Source organism: Paenibacillus sp. 2003 (assembly GCF_031455635.1).
In the GTDB taxonomy this organism is placed as follows: domain Bacteria; phylum Bacillota; class Bacilli; order Paenibacillales; family Paenibacillaceae; genus Paenibacillus; species Paenibacillus amylolyticus_B.
This window is the reverse complement of the sequence record NZ_JAVDTB010000007.1, coordinates 141615-166129: the sequence shown is the minus strand read 5'-3', so window position 1 is coordinate 166129 and position 24515 is coordinate 141615. Positions and strand designations below refer to the sequence as shown.

Sequence of the window (24515 nt, the reverse complement as noted above, 5' to 3'; positions counted from 1 at the left end):
TAAAAACATGCAAAAAGCCCCTGATTCCATATCGGAATCAAGGGCTTCAGTTAATGCTCCACATACTTTTAGCTAATTACAGACCTGCTTGAGTTTTCAAAAGATCTACTTTGTCCACTTGCTCCCAAGGTACATCCAGGTCTGTACGACCGAAGTGACCATAAGCAGCCGTTTGTTTGTAGATCGGGCGACGCAGATCCAGCATACGGATGATGCCAGCCGGACGAAGATCGAAGTTGTTGCGAACAAGCTCAACCAATTTCTCTTCGCTGACTTTGCCAGTTCCGTATGTATCCACGTTGATCGATACCGGGTTGGCTACACCAATCGCGTAAGCGAGCTGGATTTCCACTTTGTCTGCAAGACCTGCAGCTACAAGGTTTTTCGCTACGTAACGAGCCGCATATGCTGCGGAGCGGTCTACTTTTGTCGGATCTTTACCAGAGAACGCGCCACCACCATGACGTGCATAACCGCCGTAGGTATCTACGATGATTTTACGTCCAGTGAGGCCTGCATCTCCCTGAGGTCCGCCAATAACGAAACGCCCTGTTGGGTTAATGAAATATTTAGTCTGCTCATCCAGCAATTCAGCTGGAACGACAGGCAAGATTACATGTTCCTTGATGTCTTTTTGGATCTGCTCCAGTGTAGTCTCTTCAGCGTGCTGAGTAGACACAACGATTGTATCCACACGTACCGGCTTGTCACCGTCGTATTCAATCGTTACTTGCGTTTTACCATCCGGACGAAGATATTCCAATGTACCGTTCTTACGCACTTCCGCCAGACGGCGTGCGATACGGTGGGACAATGCGATTGGCAAAGGCATGAGTTCCGGTGTTTCGTTCGTTGCAAAACCGAACATCAGACCTTGGTCACCTGCACCAATGTTTTCTGTCTCACGAGCCACTTGTTCCGGGTCACGGTTCTCAAGCGCTGCGTTAACGCCTTGGGCAATATCAGCAGACTGCTCATTCAGAGAAGTCAGAACTGCACAAGTGTTATAATCAAAACCGAACTTGGCACGTGTGTAGCCAATATCCTTAATTGTATTACGAACGATGGACGGAATGTCCACGTATTCAGAAGCTGAACTGATTTCACCGATGACAAGCACTAAGCCTGTGGCTACGGAAACTTCGCAAGCTACGCGAGCATTGGGGTCGTTTGCAAGAAACGCGTCCAATACGGCGTCTGAGATCTGATCGCAGATTTTATCCGGATGTCCTTCGGTTACAGACTCCGATGTAAATAGATGCCGGCCTTTAACAGACATGAAGTTTCAACCTCCCATAACTAGTAGTATGGCGATTGCCCGAACAAAACATGACAGCGATTCGTTCACTGTACCCTCGAAGCTTTCCAAAATGGAATAAGGACGCAGGGTCCGCAGTTGCGAAGATAAGGATTTTTCAGGTAATTGCCTCAAACGAAAATCAACCTTTCCCTAGTGGAAAAGGTTGCATACCTCAAATGCCATCTTAACGTATTTGTCAAGACGTGTCAAACGGATTGGGATAAGGAAAATGCCCTATAAGTGCTGCTCTGCCTGGCGAATCAGCCTTTTGGTGATCTCTCCACCAACGGATCCATTCTCGCGGGAAGTCAGATGCCCCCACCCTTTGTATTGCCCATAGGAGTGATCACTCACTTCACCCAGTTCAGATCCAAATTCTGTATCCGCACCAGCTAAACCTCTGCCACCATAACCCACATTGAGACCAAACTCTGCAGCAATCTCATACTTCATCTGATCCAGCATTTGACGACTTTCGGGTACCACTTTGCGATTGCTTCTAGCCATGGTTCCTGCACCTCCATTAATTGATTATCAACAGTTATAGAGTGAGCAGGAACAAGGTTGGCTAGCCGTATTAATGTTTGTTAGAACTGGGTAATCTGAGCAAATGAAATGTATGACGAATGAATAATTCCTTTAAAAGCTACAAAACCTATTTCAGAGTATATCCACCACGAACCATTACGGTTAAGCTGTATTTGTTCCCTTCCAATACCGTGATTCCCCGTCCATCCCTTGGAAAAGAGAGCAGGTGATTGGTCGGCGCTGCCTGTCCATTCGTCAGGTCAATCCCGTCCGTCAGATCAGCTACACCATTCGTACCTTCACTGACGATCACAGCTTTGCCGCTACGTACAATGAACTCCGCGCCAGACTTGCCGATCAGCTGTTGACCCGGCTTCACGGTTACGATCTCAACGGCCTCAGAAGCGCCTGAGACCAGTGGAGGAAGTGACGTGTCTCCACCTGAGTTCCCGGTTCCCGTAGAGCCGTTATTGTTACCAGATGAGTTGCCAGAACCTGTGCTAGTGCCTCCACCCAGTGCTTTTTGAATCTGCTGGTCTACATAACTCTTCGTTACTACCGGATCGTCTGCTGTTCCTGGTTGGCTTGTTCCTGCACCGATGGCTGTATTGCTGTATACCGACCCAACCCACACACCAACACCAATGGCGAGCGCTGCAAGGGATACTTTCATATAAGGTTTCATGTGAATCATTTTCCTCCTCTGGTAATCTATTAACTTTAACTATAGAGAAAAAGTAGGGATGCGACAAGCAAAACCTCGTTTCCGTTGGGTTGGAAACGAGGTTTTGTGGACAAATCTAACGATTACTCGTATATATGCATTTATCTCAAATCGACGGGTTCTTCCTTTGGAAGTTTGGTCACGTCATATCCATAACCCTGATCTGCAAGACGAATACGTTGCCCCTGGAATTGATCATCTACGCTTAAGCGATATGAACCGCCACGCATTTTTTCGAAGAAACTGTCCTCAATGCTCCAGCTTAGCGTCTGGTTGGTTCCCACTTTCAGATCGGTGCCCAAAGTCAGTTCTTTCTCATATGATTTACCGGCTTGATCCGTCAGTGTGAGGATTAACTTGTGCTCGTTCTCACCCATCTCAATCTCTTCATTGCGTGATAAACTGTAATTCATCTCGATCTGTACAGATGAGCTGCCTGCCAAATAAGCACGTACACTATTGGCTGTCCAAGAGTATGGATAGAGATCAATATTGGTTAGCGAGCCTTGAACACTAATGGAAGTTGGCGGCACTTCGAATGCCAGAGCATTCACATAAGCAGTCGCTTCCCCTTCACCGGTTACAAACTTGCTGTCTGCAATGCCTTCACCCACAATCAGGCGCAGGTCTGAGAAGGTAACGGACTTCGGAATCTTAGCCCAGAACGTAACAATCGACTTCTGACCCGGCCCAGGCAGACGCTCCGCTTGCTTCGCAGTTGCTCTGTAATACTGGCCATCCGATGTTTTGAAGTAACCTACAAGTTTGCCAAGCCCACTCTGACGCAGTGATTTGTTCGTCATTTCGAATTCGGTGTATACAATATCCGATGACGTTCCCGGATAACGAATCGTTCTCCGCACACCCATTTCGGTCTCTTTATCAGCAGTACCCAAAGTGTATGTCTTACCGCTTCCAACATAAGATACCGGTGGAATTAATCCGGAAGTATTTAACGTAATCCACTCATTCGTCTCTTCTTCACTAACCTTTTCGTTCAGACTAACTTCCAGACGCGATATACGTAATTCAGAAGGAATCTTGGTCAACAGGTAAGCCTCAGTTGTCATGCCGGCTCCAAGTAGCTTGCCACTTTGTGTGTAGATTAACTTCTTGTCTCCTTCAATTTCAGCAGAATCAATCATAAACATTGCTTCAAGTTCAGGAAGTTGAACTGTTTTGTTGCCTGCATTACGAATGCTCACTTTTGCGGCAATAATATCACTATCAAGCCACGGCAACCGCTGTAACGATCCAAAAGACACACCAAATGTACCTTTGTTATTCTTAATGACTGTTTCGGTCGTCAATCCATCTCCGCTGGATACCGATTCAGGAATGGCGTAGACACCTACAGGATGGGAGAAGAGAAATCCATTCGTTGGAGAAGATGTTGTGGATTCTGTGCTCTCATTTTTGTCTACCGGACTCATTACATACAGCTTGATTTTGCTTGTATCACCATCACCCTGAAGGGTTGTACTGAGCTTAATCGTCTTGATATCGCCTGGGTTTAACTTCAATGTATCCAGAGCTTTGGTTTCGATGGGATAGACTGTTCCGTCTGAATTCCGTACCTCGAAGCTATATGTCGGCACCTTAATTGCTTTCTTGCCTTCATTCTTGAGTTTCATTTGAAGGTTAAGACTATACTCACCATCGTCGATTCGAACTTTGGCAGATTCAAGCAATGTGGACAGTCGTTGTCCTTCAACTGAAATAATATTCGGTTGATTGGCAGCGACTTCTACATTCGTCTTGCTAGCCTCTGGCAATTGCAATGCAGCAATAGGCAGAACACTTTTCTCTTCACCCTGTTCCTCTACAAGCAACAGCTCAGACTTTTGCAGCTTCACTGACGTAGGGAGAGATGCCATCAGAATGAGAGCCTTATTAGCTTGAGCCTGAATACTGACACTCGTGCTGTCTTTATCCGGAGTTAAAGGATAGTTCGTACCACTTGGTGTACGCAAGATCCATTTGATATTCGGATTTTCAAGCAATTTATAACTGATATTGTTTAAATTCACGCCAATTTTCACATACTGATTCTTATCTTCACCTGGAAACACTTTAATGCCAGATACTTTCACCTTCACCGCAGAGTCGCTTAGACGAACCGTCTTTGGTTTGCCTACAGGTGTGGTAATGCTATGGGATGCGGGCACGTTAAACTTACCCAACGTACGTTCATAGTTAGCTTGACTGAAATCCCATTTCACGATGAGGAAGTTCAGATCACTGAGTTTTACCTCGCGACCCACTTTCATGACATAGGTCAGGTCAACTGTTGATCCAGGCGCGACCGTTTTCTTTTCCTGATCTTTTGCGATCAGTTTGGGAGAGAATGATGTTCCACCCTTCGTTTTCACTTTGCTCCAGTAATCGAGCATCATCATTGGGGTGTTGTCATTGTTCTTGTAAGACAATGTATACGTAACCACATTGCCATCGTCCTGCGCCAAGATATTTACATCTGTTAATCTTACGGAACTTCGTGCAGTCACTTTAACAGCCGATAGGTTACCGAGTGTATGTACAACCTTCTGCGTTGTTGTTGTCGTTTTCTTCGATGTACTACTATTTGAACTGGTGGCAGACGTTTTATTGGTTGTGCTCGCTGCCATGGCAATGCCAGCCGTTGAACTGATCAACATTGCACTTGCGAGCAAGCTCACAAACATTTTCTTTTGATTCACTTCCAAACCTCCCATAAGTTGCTTGTTGCTTTATAGTATAAACGTTTGGGCAGGGGAGAAAGTTACGATGTTGTTGTGATTTATCTTCTTAATTGAACCAACATCTTTTATAAATGATTTAAATTATAATTTTTGAAAATAAAAAAACTATCCCAACATCTAATGTTGGGATAGTTTTAAAGAAATTAAGATTAGTTCGCTCTTACACTTGCATAGAAGTTTTCAGCAGCGTTATTAGCTGCGTCAGTTACGAACGAACCAGTGCTATTGTTAACCAGTTCAACCTCTACCAATTGATTAGCAGTTACTGCTTTATCAAGTGTCAAAGTCAAAACATTAGCAGTAGCAGTAGCGTTTGTTACATTAACCTTAGTTCCATCTACATTTACAACGTAAGCAGCTGGTGTAAAGTTAGATTTCACGTTTTCAGTGAATCTCAACGTTACTTGTGTACCACTAGCAGTGATTGCACCTGTAACATCTTTATCAAATACTGGTTTGATACCATCCAGTACAGGAGTAGAGAATGCTTTTAGCTTGCGGCCAACAGAGTCAGTAGAAGTAATTTCAGGTTGAGCTTTAGTTGCGAGAGTTACACTAGGGCTATAAGGGATAGCTTTATCATTCACAAAAGTGAACTCAACAACAGTGTTCCCATCAACTACCGATTGATTAGTAATATTGAAGTCACCAGTTACACCAGTGAATGTGAAGTCAGATTTATTTACGAATGTCAATTCGCCTTTAAATTCAACTTCAACTTTGTTTTGAGCTTTTGCATATACAGAATCAGTTACCACTTCAACATTAGATGTTGTTTGGCTATTGAAAGACACAGTAGTACCATCCACGAAGTTACCGTTAGTATCAGCAACGTTTACTACACGCAGAGCGGTAGCTGTTTGCAGATCTTTCACATCATCTTTAGAAACAGTCAACAATACTGTATTAGCATTGTACAATTGTACTGTAGTAGAAGATGTTGGGAAAGGCTTATAAGTAGCACCAGTCACAACATAATCGTATTTGTTAACATCAAGTGCGTTACCATTACCTGAAGTTGCAACAGATCTGTTGAATTGTACATATACTTGATATTCATTATTTGCTGCATCATCATTGTACCAAGCAGCGTTTGCTTCCAATGCACCAGCTTGCGTAAGAACAAACGGTACGGATTGAGGAATAATTGTGTTACCTACAGCTGCTTGGTCACGAACACCGGAAACTTCCAGTGTGTAGTTACCAGCTGGCAATGTACCACCAACAGATGTCAGCACGACTTTGCTTTCTACATTTTTTCCATCTTTATCTTTACCATATTGAGGTGTAACAGAAGGATTACCTTTAGTAGTGAATCCTTTGCCAGTGTAGATCTTACCAGCAGAATCTTTCAATACATAATTTTCTGTTTTGTTGTAATCAGTAGTACTGATTTTTTCAGAGAATTCAACAGTCAATTCTGTTTTTCCATCAACTGTTTTAGATGTAACAGCTGATACTGTTGGACGAACTGTGTCCAGCTCAGGAGTTACTGTGGAGCTACGATCAGCAGTATTGTTGCTGTAGTCTGTAACACCTTGCAAGTATACTGTGGATTCACCCAGACCCAGACGGTTAGCTTCAGAGAAGTTCAGAGTTACTTCGTTATCCTTGATGGATACTGTTGCACTCTTGTTGCTGGAAGTTTGGTAAGCGCTGGATACCGATTTCACTGGCTCGTTGAATGTTACAACTACTTTTCTGAGGTCAGAAGTTGTTACTTTAGTGATCTCAGGAGCAGCTTTATCTTCAGCGATTGTGAATTTAGATTCAGCAGTTGATGCGCTAAATCCAGCGAAGTCTTTCACTCCGGATACTGTCAAAGTGTGCTCTCCAACTGGAAGATCAGTTGTGATGAAAGCAATGTTAGGGTAAGTGTATTTAACGAAACCGGAAATTACTTTACCGTTCACTTTGTAGTTAGCCAGGTTTCCAGCAGTTGCACTTGTTACTGGCTCAGAGAACTCAACGCGCAATGCTTTTGTTCCCAGACCTTGAACAGATTTCACTTCTGGCAATTGTGTGTCTACTGCAGTGAATTTAACTGTCTCATCGAAAGTTTTAGTCGCTGTAGCGTTTTTAACACCTTTAACTACCAAGTTTGTATCTCTTTGTTGTGGCAGGTTACCTGTATTTTCGCTTACAAGAAGTGTTACTGTTTTCTTGTCAGCAGACAGTTTTGCAGATTCAAACGTACGGCCGCTAACAGTGTAGTTTGCAGTGTTTTCAGCTGTAGTGGAATCTACTTCGCCATCGAATTTCACAACGAGTTCTTTGTAGTTTGTAGCTGTAGCACCTTCGATTTTAGTTGCTGCAGTTACTACATAAGTAACTTTCTCGGTGAATTCTTTATCTTTGTAAGTGAATTTCACTTCAGTTTCTTTGTTAGCTTCAAGAGCTTTATCCAAAGTTACTTTTACAGTTTCGCCGTCGCTGATTTTGAACTCAACTACTTTACCAGCTTCGGATACTGTGTAAGATTCAACTTTAATGCTTTGAGCTTGATCGATAGAGTAAGCTGCACCTACCAACAATTCACGGGAAGCATTACCAGAGAAGTTAGCTTTAGCGTCGATCAGACCTGCGTTGATCGCTGCTTGAACATAACCTTTAGCCCATGCTGCTGCATTGTTGTTAGTTTCAGTTGGGATTTCAAGATCAAGTGCACGAGTCAAGATTGTAGCCATTTCAGCTACTGTCACTTTACCATTGAAGTCGAAGATTTTTTTCTCTACGTTTTTACCTTCCATGATACCCGCAGCAGTTACTGCTTCGATGTAAGGTACAGCCCAGTTTTTAGCTGTGTAGTTTTTGTCGTTGTAAGAAAGAGTTCCAGTGATCTCTTTCAGACCTAGCAATTTAGTGATAACTTTTGCGAACTCAGCACGAGTCATCTCTTTGTCCAGACCAGCTGTGCCATCTGGGTAACCATTGAAGATACCTTTTGCTTTCAATGCATCAAACTGTTGTTGTGGTGTTACTGCTGTGTCACCGAATGCTACAGATGCAAACATTGAGAATGCCATTGCTGTAGACAGTGCTACGGATAAAATTTTCTTCATAACCTTTTTGTCTCCTCCTTGGGCGTTCATAACATTGGAATTTTCTTTAATAGGGTCGCTCGTATTCCTCATTCTATTGTCGCACCCCCTTTCCAGAGTTATGAGCAAGTTAATATAAATGATGTCTGTGAGCATATCACAGAAACTTGTAAACAAGAATAAAAGATAGAATCATACGTAAATAGAGTAGTTTCCTAATCCTACCTTACGTATTATACAATGGGTCTCTCGTGCCGTAAAGCAATTTTTTCTAATAAATAGACAAGATTCTTCACGAGGTCATTCTTGGTAAGTTCCCCAATGTTTTCGACTCTACATCTTAAACGCAGCAGATTTCAAAAAGTTGCGGATTCTTCAAAAAAAGTTTTGAATTTATTTATGTATTGATACAGTGCGGGTCTTTAATGGATTCGAAACCTTTAATGCAGATGTATTTATGACGTTTTCTCCGAAATCACCCTGTGTAAGTAAGAATGTGGACGTTTATTTATACCCGTTATTTTCCATAATGAAGCGACAAATTTTACAATATTTTTAAAAAAAGAGGGCCCCCAGGGCCCTCTTCTTAAAAGTGAATATAACTTAGCGGATCTTCATCGCCAGCTCAATAATCTGAGCACGCATATTCGGATCACTGTTCAATCTCAGATACATATCGTCAATTGGTTGTCTGTTCTCCCGGTATGTCTTCTCATGCTTCATCGTGGTGTGAGACCATTCAATCAATTCATTCTCGGCCAGAACCAGACTGTTATACGCATCATGGAAGCCGGTGGACTGTACAAGTCCTTCCATTACTTCCTGAGAGATCTCCTCTGTCTTACGTGTATCTTCCAACTTTTTCTCCAGAATGACTGCTTGCTTCTCGAACTGTGTCTTTGCCTTCATGTAACCCAATTGGGCTCTCGAATAAATCGGTTTCATTAGCTAACTTCACCCTCTAGATCATTGTGTATTTACCGCTATTGTATCTTAATCTCTAGCAAATTACAAAAATAGTTATTGGTAAAAAACAGATTCCTTCTATTATAAATGAATTCTATACAAGCTGGTTTACAGTCATAAAAAGAACCCGTCCCATTTAGTAAAAGGGACAGGTCCTTCCTAAAATTATCTCAACTATGCTAGATTAGCTCAATGTTTTAGGGAATAACTTCGTGCTCTTCTTAAGCAGTTCTACAGCAATTTTGGCCGCTTCAGCACGAGTCAAGTTTCCTTTTGGATTAAACTGGTACATCGTTTTGGTAGATCCTGTGACCTGCACAGGGCTACCTTCCATGATTTTCGCTTTGGTTACAGCCTGTACTGATGGACGAGCATAGTACTCAATGGAAGTGGAATCCTGGAACGATTTCGCTAAAGCTGCAGATAATTTGCTGTCGTTGGCCGCAAGCTTGCTACTCAATGCCCGTGCAATCATCACAGCTGCCTGTTCACGTGTAATTGAATCTTCTACTCCAAAATACCCGTCGCTCAAACCTGTTACAATACCTGCTCTCGCTGCTGTCTCAATGGAAGCATAGTCCCACGTATCACTCTTCGTTGTAGGAGACACGTCAGTAAAGGTTTGTATATTGGTATAGTTCAATGGGATATCCAGACCTTTAACCAGCAAGGTAGCGAATTCTCCGCGTGTCGTCTGATCATCTGAACCAAACGCGTTGAAACGCAGGTTATTCATGATCCCTTTGGAATACAATGCATTTAACAGATTTCTTGCCCACGGATGATTCGTGATATCCTGATAACTTTTACTTTGCTTCATAACCTTGTAGTAACCAAATTCGTCAAAGGAAACCGTAATTGTGTGTTTCTTGGTGTCTACTACTCCGCCAATCGGTACCCACTCACCAATGTTGGTTTTGTCTGTATAACGGAATACCGTAATCGTTGAACCCACTTCATCAACAATGGTCGGATCATACGCAAGTGTTAACGTTCCCCGGTTAGAAGGAACCAGGACACGTTCTGTTGGATATTGCGTAAAGCTTCCTTCAAGGGAGTATGGTGTCACTCCATCCGTTCCCGGTTTATATCCACTCGTCCCTTTATCTCCAAGTTCACCAATCCCACCATTAATCCAATACGTATCAGAGATCGGTACAAAGTTACTTGTAGTCAGATTGGAGTTAAACAACTCTGTTAAAATGGTTGGTACCGTGATCGGTGTCAATCCTCCCGTACTGCGAGGATCAGCCTGTCCGATATTAAAGCCATAGTCATTTTTCCGTTCAAGCACGCCATCCTTCGGATCGGCAATACCAAACAGAATTTTATTGTCTGGATAAAACTTGATTACCCCACTGCTCGATTTGGCAGCGGACTGTAATATGGTTCCTTTCGGGAAAGCCAATTCAAGTTTCTTGTTAAACACCGAATATTTATTGACAATCTTAGGTGCCATGTACTGTGCATCTGTCGCTACTGTACCTGTGTAGAATACGTTAACAGTGTCGTTGATGGCACCGCCATCCCTAACAATCTGAATTTTGATAGCATTGCTCTTATCCTGTTTCAGTCCTACATAATCCAGAACAAAGCGATCATTCATGTCCGGACGTTTAACGGCAGGTTCTTTATTGATCAGAACTTGCGTTGCTCCTTCAGCTTCAATATCAAAGTGCACATAGTTTTTGGTAACTACGATCTGTTCTCCTACGGTCGCTACAGGAGACAGGATTCGATAGGAAGAAGGCTCTCTTACAATCTCGAGTCTTTGTGTCGTTCTTGCACCTGTTCCGTTAATTAACTCCAACGTATAGACGTGGCTGCCAGGTGCATCAAAGACATAGTTACGAATACGAATCATAAATTCATCTTGATTTCCCGCAAAATCAAATGTGTGGCCGTCGGAAGTCTGCTTGTTAATATCCTGTAAGTCCGTACCTGGGATCGGATTATAACTAAATATCAGCTTTGACCCAGAATATAAGTTGGCAATTTGTGCACCGCCACCTTTGAATACAAGGTCATATCGTTCTTCACTTGTTACATATTTGCCATCCCGAATCACAAAATCTGGTGTAACTTTGAAAATTTTGTCCATTTCCTCTGTTGTGTATTTGCTCACATCTGCATCGTAAAATTCCTGACGAGTGTCAGTAGGAACAAGGGTTGGCATGAATTTATCAATATTGGATACGTTACTATCCGAGATGTAAATTCTCAATTTTTTCTCAATAATTTTGGCTTTACCAGCACCATCCTGATCAGTACCAATAATCGTGATCGTGTTCTCCCCGTATACTAGCGGTCCCTCTTTCTTAATGTCTAATGAGAATGAGAACTTGCCGTTTGTTCCTGGGAAACCAGTAACCTTGCTTTGATCGACCCCATTCACTAGCAACTGGGAAACAAATTGGTTTGAGCTCAATGTGCTGAATCCGATAAACTCGCCATCTACCTTTAAAGTATTCGTTATTCTTGAGTTAAAGTTATAGGTCTGTCCATCGTACAAGTTGGCTACATAGATATAGCTTTTAGAAGCGTAAGATACAGTAACGTCGTAATATGGATCTGGCGTTGTGTAATAAAAGCGAATTTTCTGAGTACCATTGGCCAGGTTTTTGACCAAATATACTGCTTGTTTGCCTGTAAGGCCAGTAGCAGCCTTATCCGTTGCCGAAATATTAACCTTATTGGTACCTGTAGGCATGTATTGACCAATTGGTAATTCAGTACCAATGTCTTGACTCGATTCAACTAGGATATAGAAGCTATCTTTATCAATCTGTGCATTATTTAATGCGACTTTGTTTGTTACCGCTCCTCCAGCATAATCTGGAAGGTAGTACATATTCGTAATTGCCTTCACGTCAGGCGCGTAAGTAAATTTACCTTTGTAACCGGCACTGAAATTGCCATAAACGACCGCAACATCTACTGTCTGATTCTTGGCAGGTTTTGTTGGATCGGTTGTACCGGGTTGCAATGCATATTCATTGTCTGTCTTGAATGTTACCAAACGATACTCGGGTGTAGTTCCGTCTGGACCCGGAATGATGACCTCCTTAACACCCGTCAGTATCATTGGTGTTCCATTAGCCGAAAATGTTCCCACATCCTCGAATGCACTGTTGCTGGCAGTGTAGGGCAATATTAATTGCACATCAAGCTTAGCTCCGCTAGCAACTGTAGAGAACGTAGGTGTAACATCCAGTACTGATTTGCTGTCAGTAGTATTCAAAATTACATTGAGCGCAGAGAACGGCTGATTTTTATCATAATAATAAACGGAACGCTCTGTAATCACAGAATCGGAACCATTCGCTATCGTGAACTTCAAATTATTCAATCCTGCATTCAACTTAAGCTGTGGTGTGAAAAACGTCCCGTTAGGTAGCAAAGGGGTATCCAGCTCTTCCCCGCCATTAAGGGAAACCGTAACTTTGGATGAATTCTGAACTTTACCTTGTACCGATACGAGCTGTGTATTTACAACAGTCTGCGATCCTTCATTCAGACCATAAGACGTGTTGGACCCAGTACTCGGATCGGTAAAAATCTTGAAGTCCTGAATAAAAGGAACCTGATCATAGAGAACATAGAACGTGTCTGAGCGTTCCACTGCACCCTGATTACCGTAAAAGGTAATTCGGTTGAAGCCCGGGAACAGTGTCAGATTGTTAGCGGAGAATTTATTGTTACCACTTGTGCTTGCAGTAACTGCAGTCGTATTCGCACGAGTAGCATCTGCTTCCCACTTCATCTTGGTGCTTCCCGCTGTCACAGGAACGGAGTTAAGCTGTTCGACCTTTACCCGCATCGTATCTTTGGATACGAAAGCGTAAGCACCTGTTATCGTAAGCGTCCCTGAAGTCGTTTGGTAAGCCAAAGCCCGGGATAGGAATCTTGCATTATCTGAGTCATCCAAATTAAGATCGGCTGTATTGCTAATAGTGGTATTATCTGGTGTGAAATAAGTAGTCTGTGCGTTGGCAGCCGAAGCAACGGACCCACCGAACAGACCTTGTGGGAACAATGAGAACACCATGGTGACCAACATGATCCAGACCAACGGCCGTTTCTTTTGTTGCATTACGTATCATCTCTCCTCTTTTTAAGTCAGTTACCTTTATATATCGGCAAAAGGTTCCAATTATTTAGTAAAAATCTCAAAATAAACAAAAAACCTTATCCACAAGGGATAAGGTTGGGTCTGGAATAATATTCAAGAATAGCTGTAACCATTACATTTATCTATTTATGATTTCGAACGAGTCTCTGGATTCAACTTGACGCGCATGCGCATCAGGAAGTTAATAACCGGTCTTCTCGTTTTGCTAACAAGTCCGATGACTTCTGCTCCCACCTGGAGGAAGAACATCATAATACAGATGACCACAAATGTTACCCAGTTGGCTTCGAACATAGCAGCGGACGATTGGATAATCGCCAGAACTCCGAAGAACGCGGCAATTCCATAGATGATCAGTACCGTCTGACGGTGACTGAATCCAAGTTCACGCAAGCAGTGATGCAGGTGACCTTTATCCGGTGCGAAAATCGGTTTCCGTTGTACCGCACGACGAATAATCGCGAAGAAGGTATCCGAGAGCGGCACACCGATAATGATCAGCGGTGTAATAAAGGACACGATAGCAATTTGTTTGAATCCCAGCATAGATAGCATTGCCAGAGAGAAACCAAGGAATAGTGATCCGGTATCCCCCATGAAGATCTTGGCCGGGTGGAAGTTAAAGAACAGGAATCCGATAATACTACCCAGCAATACAAGACACATCAAGGCAATCATCATGTTACCCATCAGGAAGGACATCACGGCAATGGTACCAATTGCAATACCAGATACACCGGCTGCCAGACCATCCAGACCATCAATCAGGTTAATCGCATTGGTTACACCAACGATCCATAAGATCGTCAGCGGAATGGATACCCAAGCTTCGAGTGAAGAATAGGAATCCTGAAAAGGAATGTTAACGAAATCTACCCGGATATTAAATCCAAATACAACGACAGAAGCAGCAACGATCTGACCAAGCAATTTCACTTTGGCTGATAGTTCAAATCGATCATCGAGTGCTCCGATCAGCACAATAATTGTTCCACCAATCAGAAACGCGCTGACAAAACTCATATCCCGAGTCGTGAACCATGCCGATACAAACGGAAGCAATGCAGCAACTGTAATAATAAAGGCCAGGAATATCCCCAGACCACCAAGCCGTGGCATGATCCGTGTGTGTACTTTACGTGCATTCGGCGTATCCATTGCACCAATGCGGACTGCGAACTTTTTGACAAGTGGTGTCAGGGCAAGAGCCAGTCCCATTGACACGATAAATCCAATTATAAAGATCGCTACCATTTGAACATTCGACCCCCAATTATAATACCTGTACGAAATTATAAATCCCCTGATCTCTTTTTATATATAAAAAAATTATTTGTTAGTCACTTTAGATGAAAAATTTTGTTACACGATAACGGAGAGTGCAAGGAAAACCTAGAGAAGTGTAGCGTTCGCATTTATCACCGGATTTCATCCTTTGAAAAAGGATAAAAAGAAATCTGGGGATAACGGCGATCGACAGGTAGCCTTGCAATCGTAGTGCCAAGTGTAACGCTTCTGTTTTCATGGAGTGGCACACATGTAATCCGGAATGAATTATACGCTCATCACACCCGAAAAGCCATCCTCAATTTCTAGCAAAAACACGCATTTATCTCGCAATTACCTGTTTTTAACGGACTTTCGTCACGTTTTCTTTGTCACGCATCACCTTAACAGCGAATTTCGGAAGCGCAAGCATCCGGCCTGCCCGGCTTGGTTCACGCAATAAGCGATAGAACCACTCCAGTCTTAACTTTTGGAACAGCATAGGCGCACGTTTGGTTTTGCCCGAAATCACATCAAAACTGCCTCCAACGCCCATGGTTACGGGAACCTGTAGTGCATCTTTGTGCTTGTGAATCCACGGTTCTTGTGTGTCGGCCCCACGCGCTACAAACAATAGATCAGGTGCCGCTTCCCGAATGGAAGCGATGACCTGTTCATCCTCAGCCGGACCAAAATAACCGTCGCGATAACCCACAATTCGAATCGCCGGATATTGCTGTTGTAACCGAACTGCCGTTTCTTGAATCACCTCAGGAGTGGAACCAAGCAAATATACGCCCCATCGATAGTTTTCTCCAACACGCAGCAATTCATGTAAAAGCTCATATCCCGGCACTCGCTCAGCTACAGGATCTCCACAATAGTTTGCAGCCCATACGACACCTGTTCCATCAGGAACAATCAATTCCGCAGCTTGCATGACTTCCATGATTGCGGGATTTTCCAATGCGGCCATAACCATAATGGGGTTGGCTGTAATGACCTGATGTGGTGTCTGCTTGGACAGCACAGCTTCCTGAAGAACCTTTACCGTTTCTTTCATCGTCAGTTTGGAAAAAGGAATGCCGTAGATTGAAACGGTAGGTATTGATCCGGTCTGACTCATCTTTATCTCATCCTTTGCGGCCTAAATAGTTAATAATCTGCTGTGCAGGCACTCTGGCTTCCTGCTTCAGTTGGGTGATGCCTTCTTCATGTTCCTTCAACCACTGTGAACGTTGATCCAGCAGTCCAACAACAGTCTTGGCGAGCTTATCTCCATCGAGTGTATCCGTATTGCCTGCCGGTTCACTGTCCAGACGAAGCAGAAATTGATCGATTTTCGGATCATACGAGATGCCAACCGGCGGAACATACTGCGATGCCGCATAGATCAGACTGTGCAGACGCATACCGATGACGAGATCACACTTGCTGACTTCCTCCAGCATAAGCTGAGGGTCTGTTAGATCCGGTGTGATACTAATCTCGCTGCCTTTGCTGGTCACATCACCGAGCATTTCCATAAGGAATCGTGATGCATGTTCATCAATTGGCAAATGAAATGGCAGAAAACGCAAGTGCACGGCTCTTTTGGAGCACAGCTTTTTCAATCCTGCAGCAATAGCAGTAAGCTCCTTGCGGTCTGATTCCCAGAAGCGTACAGATATGCCGATCACAGGTAGCTTGGTATGTCCTCCAGATGAAGGTTCCACTTGATTAGCTTGAGTAGCGGCATTTGCTGAGATAGCACCTGCCCCAATCTCAACTTTTGCTTCAGGTAATGGCAGGCCCATTACTGGGTCGGGTACGACATGGATCTGATTCCACTGTAACCCGAGCCCACGCAGATAATCAGCGGATTGTTCATCCCGAACGGATACATAGGTGCAGGCCTTGAAGACCGATTTGATCATTGGATCGAAAATTTTACGCTTCACAGGGCCAATCCCCTGTGCATAGATAAACGTTGGTTTTTTCAACCACTGGGCCAGCTTGATGACACCCAGATAATAAGGAATGGATTTCAGTCCGGTTGCATCCTGCAATAGACTTCCTCCGCCACTGATTAATCCGTCACTCTCCTTGAGAGCTTCACGGACTTCCTTCAGTTTCATACGATGCACGGAGCGCACACCGTACATGGAAGTTGTCCACTCGGGATCACCCGAGAGAACAATCGGTTCAATGGTAACGTTAGACCTTTGACTTTCCTCTTCCAACGCTGTCAAAATCGACTTCAGCACCGCTTCGTCTCCGCTGTTGCGGAATCCGTAATACCCCGAGATGACTAACTTTTGAGAAGTGGTGACCATTTTTTCCAACATCCTTCCGCTACTTGCCACACACCCACAGCAATGATACCGAAGATTAAGCCAAGTCCCAATCCCATCACTCCACGAATGAGTGACAATACAGCCGGCGTATGGATATGCGCGAACGTATCCACCATGGACAATTGTCCAATCGCTGCAATAATGAGTACAAAGATGACTTTACGATATTTTAAAGCGGCAAACACGCCAACGATAAACAGCGGGTGTCCCAGCATAAATTCTTTGAATCTCGGCCGTACACCGAACGTATCTTCCAGCGTCGTACGCAGGAACATCTCGAACGGGGTAACCGATCCTGCATTACCTGTACGGGTCAAATAATAATAACCAACCGCGGCAGCAAAAACACCTAATACCACCATTAGTACATTAATCGGTGTACGCAGCAGATCCTTGACTTGCTTGATGGAGAACGAACCTGAACCACGATAAAACACAATGTAGATCGCTACCAGTGCCATAGGTGCAAAGTGCAACAGACTTACGCCGCGGAACTGGTTAATCACCAGACTGTACGTAATACTGTTAAGCAATGCGATGACAAAAGGTACCGCCAAGAATGACAGAATCGATGTTCTTACATATAAAACTAAAGTCTGCTTCAAACGACGACCCGCAGATGCGTCGGGTTGACGCTGTTGCTGATAGTTCACTGTACGAACGGCCAGCACCATCGCTATGGTCGGCGCGGCTATTGCCACAAGCAAGGCAATTCCTTGCTCCAGCAGCGTTGGTTTCAAGAGGAACAATCCTGCACTGCCCACCAAAGCAACCACAAATGAGATCAAGGTCAGTAGTGGGATAAAATAAGAAACCATAAGTGCAATCATGGCAATTGCACCAACAAGAGCAACCAGCTTGGCATAACGCTGAATCGAAGAATCCTTAACTGTAAATGCTTCAGCTTGTCCTAGCTCGAACCCATGCTTCGCCATGCGTTCTACCGCATGACCCGGCTCACCCAGGCTGTTGATCAGATTCTCAATTGGATCTGTAATCATGGCCTTGGCTGTATTCCGGCTAGGGGAAGCATTCATATAGAGCATACGAATGTTACGATCCTTGGTTGCCAGAACAAAACGGTCAGCAATGACATCAACGTCCAAGTTGGCATCACCGTCACTAAGCGAGTACAGACGCGTAACGTTGTAATCCGTTTTATACGCAAGAGTCTGGAATCCAGACTGTGGTTTCTTCAAATTCTCGATGGCTGCAAGACCAATATTGTGCTTGTTCAGCAACTGTGCGAATTGGTCGAGACTTTTCATGTCTGCATTATCATTGTACCCTTTCACAGCATCACCATCAAACAAGATGCGCTTTACGCCATTCTCTTCGAAGAAGGTAAGCAAGCGCTCCATTGATTCCTGGCTGTATGGCACACTGTCCGAGATCCGCGGCAAAATGTAGAAACCTTTATCACGCAGCATCTTCACGGCAACCGGATCGGGCTGCAAAGGCTGCATGTTGGCATTCTCCGGAGGAGTCTGCAATATTAAGCCGCTACGACCTTCATATTCCCAAGGTACTACCGGAATCTGCCGATCAGCGAACGTTTGTTCAATAATAGGGGTATACGTCTGTGCGTTTTCCTCTGATGTAAATAACACATACGTGTAATTTGCATTAGAAGGAATCACATCTTTGGTCAGGTTCGCGAGATCCTGGCCGTTATATACCATTAGTCGGCGTGTCTTTCTCAGCTCGTCCAATGTACTTTCGAACACAGCCATCGTTGTTACGCCTGCGTCTTTTAGACGAGTCAATTGTTCATTCATGAAATCTTGCGGATGTGCCTGATAGGCGGAAATATCCAGCAGACCCCGATAATTGAAGACAAGCTCCACCTTTTTGGCAGAAGATTCTGTCTGCACCCGATCACTGATTACAGGGATGGACGCAACCAGACCGATAATAACGACGAGCCACAACCACTTCCGAGAAGCGTTATTCCAATAAAGCCATTTTTGACGCACTACATGTACCTCCTCAAGTGTTGGAACCAAATGCACGTTCAGCTCAAGTAATTCGTTCATTTAACATTCATACAATAGGTTACAAACAGCTTGTGTCAACAAGCCTTCTTATATGCTAGATCCATCTATACTATTATTTCAAAGAAAAACCCCTCCGCCAACCAACCTTACGGTGCGGAGAGGCCTTCTCATGTTCTTGCTCATTGTTGCATTCGTATTATTGTGCGTCTACACGCGACATTACGTTGGTCACCAGACGCTCGATCCGGCTTTCTGCATCTTCCAAACTCTCTCCACGAACGGCGAAGTATACTTTGATCTTCGGTTCTGTTCCTGAAGGACGCAAGCAGAACCATGAACCGTCTGCCAAAATAAACTTCAGTACGTTCTCCTTCGGAAGACCGTCCAGACCAAGGGAGTAGTCCAGTACATCTTGTACAGCAATTCCCGCTACTTCTTGTGGCGGATTGGAACGCCAGTCCGTCATTTTGGCTTGAATCTGAGCTACGCCGTCTTTGCCTTTCAGCGTACGGGACTCCAGCTTCTCCAAGAAGTATCCGAATTGGTTGTAAAGCTCTTGCAAGACATCATACAGCGTTTTGCCTTGACTCTTATAATACGCAGCTGCTTCAGCAATCAGCATCGAGGCAAGGACAGCATCCTTGTCACGGGCATAGTTGCCTGACAGGTAGCCATAACTCTCTTCATATCCGAACAAGAATGTATGACTGCCTGTTGTTTCGAACTGATTCATTTTTTCACCGATATATTTGAAGCCCGTCAGTGTGTTCATCACTTCTGCACCGTAATGTTCAGCAATGACAGCACCCATCTCACTTGTTACGATCGTTTTGACAACTGCACCGTTACTTGGCAATGTTCCTGTCTCTTGGAGGCGACTGAGCAGGTAATGTACCATAATGGCACCAGACTGGTTTCCAGACAAGACGAAATATTTGCCATCGTTGTCTTTCACGACAGCACCCATACGGTCTGCATCTGGATCTGTTCCAATCAGAATGTCGGCGCCCACGGATTCCCCCAACTTCATTGCAAGCGTAAACGCTTCGCGTTCTTCCGGGTTAGGGGATTTCACGGTAGAGAACTCAGCATCCGGCTGTTCTTGTTCAGCCACAATGTGCACTTGCTCGAATCCGATCTGCTCCAGTACGCGACGTACAGGGATGTTGCCTGTTCCGTGCAGCGGTGTGTAAACGATTTTGAAATCACGACCTATGCCAGATTGGATCAGTTCGCGGCTCAGACTGCGGCTTGCTACGGTATCCACAAACGCTTGATCTTGGTCTTCACCCAACCAGATCAGGAGCCCCTGCGCTTCTGCTTCTTCTTGCGTCAGCTTCTTCACGTCAGCAAGGGAAGGCACTTCCTGGATGTACTGAATGACTTTTTCCGCTTCAGCCGGTACCAATTGACCGCCCTCATGATTGTAGACTTTGTATCCGTTGTATTCCGGTGGGTTATGACTCGCTGTTATAACGATTCCGCCAGTTGCCTTCTGATGACGCACCGCGAATGACAACTCAGGAGTTGAACGCAGGGATGGGAACAGCTTGGCTACAATGCCGTTTCCAGCCAGTACAAGCGCAGCATCCAGTGTGAATTCAGGTGAGAAATGACGGGAATCATGAGCAATGACAACAGAAGGTTTGCCTTCTTGATCCCCATGCTGCTCAAGCAAATAACGCGCAAATCCTTGCGTTGCCCGACCTACGGTGTAACGGTTCATCCGGTTGCTTCCCGCACCAATGACCCCGCGCAATCCCCCTGTACCGAACTCCAGGTTTCTGTAAAAACGTTCCTCCAGCTCTTTCGGCTGATCCTGCAAGTCACGAAGCTCCTGTTTCGTTGCTTCATCAATCGAAGCATCCTCCAACCATTGCTGCAACGTCTCTGCTGCTGCTGTGCTTAACTGTTCCATTCCGATAAACCCCTTCCGTCTATATAAATTCAGGTGTGCTGAGTTACTTCAGCATCTTGCATCATTCGGTCCGTCTACTTCCCTGCATGATGTAGATGCTCACGTAAGTAATCAGCTTGGGTCAGACAGTGCAAACATAATCTCGCCTTCAGCGACCACTTTGTCGTCTACACGGGCGGTTGCTTTACCTTTACCAATTGAACCCTTCAGACGTGTAATCTCCACTTCCAGAATCAACGTATCTCCAGGCACAACTTGTCCACGGAATCGGAAGTTGTCCAGTCCCGCCAAAAAGCCAATTTTGCCTTTGTTGCCTTCCATATTCAGAATGGCTACTGCACCAACCTGAGCCAGCGCTTCTGTAATCAGTACACCCGGCATTACCGGATACTCTGGGAAATGACCAATGAAGAAAGGTTCGTTAATGGTTACGTTCTTCAGACCAACGGCACGTTTGCCATCCTCAATCTCTAGAATCTTGTCCACCAGCAGAAACGGGGGACGGTGCGGGATGATTTCTTGAATCTGTTTGATATCGAGCACAGTGTAATCTCCTCTCGGGATGTTTATATGAGCATTCTTCATCATGGATTGACTCTTAGCGCTACGGTGGTCGTTACGGTTACGGATCGTCCTTCTGATCGCTGTTGTCTCCGAATTTTTTCGATCAACCACATAGAGGTCAAAATTCGGTGACAAAGGCGAGCGCTTCGCTTCTTCTGAACGATTCCGTTCCCTCCACTTACTTCGGTGCTGCAAGGTCAACCCCACGACAAAAAGTCGAAGCTCATATAAAGGGTTTTTAATTTTAAAATTTTGTATGGAAAGCATATTTTCGGTTAACACTAGTTATATCCTTCATGACTGCAGTAGTGAAGGTTAAGATAAGGGGTCTCTCTTCGCGATGACGAATGTCTTTCGCAGGGGAGGCCTCTTTTGTGACGTCAAACGTCATCCATCATTATACTGTTTTCAACGTCAAAAAGAAAACTCCTGCCTGCGCAGGAGTTTTGCTTAACTCGTTACATTATGGAGCGAACACGAGATTATATACATGTTCCCATGTACTCCATTGCCATACGGAACCGATATCCTGTTTGCCCAGTACCACATATCCAGCTACCATTCCGCCAGCAAGGGCAAGAACAAGCAGGGCCGGGACCAGGAACCATCTAGCGATGCGCCATCCACTCTTCTTCTTCTTGACTTCCTTTTTCTCTGGCTTACTGTTCTGCTGCTGTGTTTCTGTCATCACATTCACCTTTTACGCTCTCATATTGTTGGCAAGACCCAACATGGAATCACTTGAAGTTAGCGCCTTTGCCGCCAGTTGATATGTCCGTTGTCCTTGCATAAGCAAAGACATCTCCTGTGTCATATCCACATTGGATTGCTCCAGATATCCTGGACGGATCAAGGCAGCTGCTTGACGTGTAGCTGCATTCGCGCCAAATACATCATCCTCGGTTAATCCCGCATCCAGGCCAAAGAGGTTATCCGCATATTGTACCAGACCTTCATGGCGTTCAATGTCTACCACTTGCAGTTGTGCCCCAATGGTTGCGTTCGCCTCATTACCGCGTCGAATTAACAGGTTGCCATTTTCATCAAAAGCAACTTTGCTATTGTTCGGTGCCGTAATACGGTTTCCTAGACGATCCAAGGCAAAGTGACCTTCGCCGTTAACCATGACCATCATATCTGGTGAATTCGGAGTAGGCTTCGGTCTTGTATCGGGCACAAAATGAAATGCACCCTGACGTGTCCACATTTTTTCCCCATTCGCTTCAACCGCAAACATGGCATTTCCCTCAATGGCCAAATCGGTCGGAAGGCCAGTCTCGTTCAAGGTGCCTTGAGACATATCCTTCGTCACATCCGCCAAACGAGCACCAAACCCAAGATTATACCCCATTGGTGTGGAACGTCCGTCGAGTTTGTACTTGTCGTGTTGTTGTTGCACCCGTGTGAGCACATCCTCGAAAGCCGCTTGCTTACTCTTATAGCCTGCCGTATTCACGTTGGCAATATTATCGGCAATGACATCCAGACGTTGCTGTATGGCAGTCATTGAAACCTTGGCACTAATCATGGAATTATTCATCGGTGTGGTTTACCCTCCCTTGGTTCCTGTCCACCCTCCCAAACCCTCCCTAGTAGGGAGGGCCCCAGATGGCGCTGCCCTCTGGACTCCCGAAACAGGCGGATTAGGTAAGTGGGGTACGATCTTGCTAAGTGACGGTGGTGTGTGTTCGCCGCGACTGCCAGACTATGATTCCCGCCATAACTTCACATGGCTGAATCATAGCACGGCACGCTCTTTATGCGGCGTGTAGCTCCGCGTGGTCTCTTCCTTGCTTTGCTTCGCAAAGGACTGTCGAGACCGTCGCTACGCTTAGGTACTGCTGCGCAATCCTCGCATAGGCTCGGATGCGTCTAGGCTCTTGCGCTCCGCGTGGTCTCTCCCTGCTTTGCTTCGCAAAGGGCTGTCGAGACCGTCGCTGCGCTCAGGTACTGCTACGCAATCCTCGCATAGGCTCCGATGCGTTTGGTTTGCGCTTGGCGTGAGCCTCTCTGCTTTGCTGCGCAAAGGGCTTTTGGCTCTCCGCTACGCGGTTATATTTCAAGGCCGGCGTTATACACGCCCGACTTCATTGACGGCTTTATCCAGACTGCGGTCGTAGAATTGTACGATCTTCTGGTTCGCTTCATACGCACGGAATGCGGCGTTCATATCAACCGTTGCCTGTGAAGCATCAACATTGGAACCTTCCAGGTATCCCTGACGGATCTGCACATTATCACCGGCAGCCATCATCCGTGACGTTGCCCCGTTTGTATCGCTGAGACTGAAATTGCCATTACCTTGACGAACCAGTTGATTCGGCTGGTCAATGACACTAATGCCAAGAGTAACCCCTGTTGGTGCACCTGTTGCTGCATCCACCAAACGGCCTTGCTCATCCACTTTAAATTGCTCTACGGAACCTGTCAACATTATAGGTTGTCCATTATTATCCAACACTTGTGAACCTGTTGAACTCAGCAATTGTCCGGTTCCTGTAATCTCGAAGTGACCATCGCGTGTATATCCGGTGTTACCTTCTGCATCCTGAACTGTAAAATACGCCTGAGGCTGGAAAGTCACCGTGCCGTCGGCCCGTACAAATTTGCCTGATGCGTCAAACGGGACAGGTTGTCCAGTCTGCGGATCATTGACAGTCATATTGGATGAAATGGAAAAATCATTTTTCTGCCCAGTCTCCATAATAGTCCCCTGCAAATTCATGGACAAACTCTCTTCCGCGAACACCCCCGTGTTCAGCTTGCCCAACCGCTTTGTCGGGAGATTTGCATCTCCGCCTACCAAGGTAATGAGCATTTCCGGGAAGGAACGGCTTACGCTGTTGACCTGTTTGTATCCCGTGGTGTTCATATTTACGATATTCTGTGTTGCTGTGTCATGGCGGCGTTGTTGCGTAATCATTCCCGCAGTAGCGGTGTACAGACCTCTTAACATGTATTAACCCCTCTCCTCAAGCGCTTGCACTGCATCGCAGGTTGGC

The 24515-nt window shown here is 45.0% G+C and carries 16 protein-coding genes; all 16 read right to left on the bottom strand.

Annotated elements, in window-relative coordinates; all coding sequences use genetic code 11:
• Positions 1 to 76: 76 nt before the first annotated feature.
• The 16 genes from metK to J2X75_RS23670 all read right to left on the bottom strand — a co-directional run bounded on the left by metK (position 77) and on the right by J2X75_RS23670 (position 24469).
• Positions 77 to 1279, bottom strand: coding sequence for a methionine adenosyltransferase (metK, locus tag J2X75_RS23745; RefSeq protein ID WP_105600112.1), 1203 nt, complete (start codon positions 1277 to 1279; stop codon positions 77 to 79).
• A gap of 255 nt (positions 1280 to 1534) precedes the next feature.
• Positions 1535 to 1807 carry an alpha/beta-type small acid-soluble spore protein gene (locus J2X75_RS23740; protein WP_017691962.1) on the bottom strand — a complete coding sequence of 91 codons (273 nt, stop codon included), beginning with the start codon at positions 1805 to 1807 and terminating at the stop codon, positions 1535 to 1537.
• Between the two features lie 148 nt (positions 1808 to 1955).
• Positions 1956 to 2513, bottom strand: a complete 558-nt coding sequence (locus J2X75_RS23735; protein ID WP_310340742.1) for a hypothetical protein — start codon at positions 2511 to 2513, stop codon at positions 1956 to 1958.
• A 140-nt stretch (positions 2514 to 2653) separates the two neighbouring features.
• Positions 2654 to 5251 (bottom strand): hypothetical protein, encoded by a 2598-nt coding sequence (locus tag J2X75_RS23730; protein WP_310340739.1) that lies wholly within the window; start codon positions 5249 to 5251, stop codon positions 2654 to 2656.
• A gap of 191 nt (positions 5252 to 5442) precedes the next feature.
• The gene (locus tag J2X75_RS23725) at positions 5443 to 8355 is read right to left on the bottom strand and encodes an S-layer homology domain-containing protein (RefSeq protein ID WP_310340737.1); all 2913 of its coding nucleotides are present in this window, start codon (positions 8353 to 8355) and stop codon (positions 5443 to 5445) included.
• A gap of 582 nt (positions 8356 to 8937) precedes the next feature.
• A complete protein-coding gene (locus tag J2X75_RS23720; RefSeq protein WP_076332560.1) occupies positions 8938 to 9279 on the bottom strand; it encodes a hypothetical protein in 342 nt (113 codons plus the stop codon).
• Positions 9280 to 9484: 205 nt separating this feature from the next.
• Positions 9485 to 13393: an S-layer homology domain-containing protein gene (locus tag J2X75_RS23715; protein ID WP_310340730.1), complete on the bottom strand. Its 3909-nt coding sequence runs from the start codon at positions 13391 to 13393 to the stop codon at positions 9485 to 9487.
• Positions 13394 to 13558: 165 nt separating this feature from the next.
• On the bottom strand, positions 13559 to 14686 hold the full coding sequence (locus J2X75_RS23710; RefSeq protein ID WP_036612523.1) for a glycosyltransferase family 4 protein: 1128 nt from the start codon (positions 14684 to 14686) through the stop codon (positions 13559 to 13561).
• Between the two features lie 376 nt (positions 14687 to 15062).
• On the bottom strand, positions 15063 to 15824 hold the full coding sequence (locus J2X75_RS23705; RefSeq protein ID WP_310340724.1) for a WecB/TagA/CpsF family glycosyltransferase: 762 nt from the start codon (positions 15822 to 15824) through the stop codon (positions 15063 to 15065).
• 7 nt (positions 15825 to 15831) lie between these two features.
• On the bottom strand, positions 15832 to 17013 hold the full coding sequence (csaB, locus tag J2X75_RS23700) for a polysaccharide pyruvyl transferase CsaB (protein ID WP_310340721.1): 1182 nt from the start codon (positions 17011 to 17013) through the stop codon (positions 15832 to 15834).
• On the bottom strand, positions 16989 to 19010 hold the full coding sequence (locus tag J2X75_RS23695) for a DUF5693 family protein (protein WP_310340718.1): 2022 nt from the start codon (positions 19008 to 19010) through the stop codon (positions 16989 to 16991). The genes csaB and J2X75_RS23695 overlap by 25 nt, the downstream gene beginning before the upstream one ends.
• Before the next feature lie 217 nt (positions 19011 to 19227).
• Entirely contained in the window at positions 19228 to 20949 is a 1722-nt protein-coding gene (locus J2X75_RS23690) for a phospho-sugar mutase (protein WP_310340715.1), read from the bottom strand.
• 111 nt (positions 20950 to 21060) lie between these two features.
• Entirely contained in the window at positions 21061 to 21492 is a 432-nt protein-coding gene (gene fabZ / locus J2X75_RS23685; RefSeq protein ID WP_145324406.1) for a 3-hydroxyacyl-ACP dehydratase FabZ, read from the bottom strand.
• Between the two features lie 484 nt (positions 21493 to 21976).
• Positions 21977 to 22201, bottom strand: a complete 225-nt coding sequence (locus J2X75_RS23680; RefSeq protein ID WP_210109216.1) for a DNA-directed RNA polymerase subunit beta — start codon at positions 22199 to 22201, stop codon at positions 21977 to 21979.
• Positions 22202 to 22213: 12 nt separating this feature from the next.
• Positions 22214 to 23053, bottom strand: a complete 840-nt coding sequence (locus tag J2X75_RS23675; protein WP_310340711.1) for a flagellar hook-basal body protein — start codon at positions 23051 to 23053, stop codon at positions 22214 to 22216.
• A gap of 531 nt (positions 23054 to 23584) precedes the next feature.
• On the bottom strand, positions 23585 to 24469 hold the full coding sequence (locus tag J2X75_RS23670; RefSeq protein WP_310340708.1) for a flagellar hook-basal body protein: 885 nt from the start codon (positions 24467 to 24469) through the stop codon (positions 23585 to 23587).
• Positions 24470 to 24515: the final 46 nt, after the last annotated feature.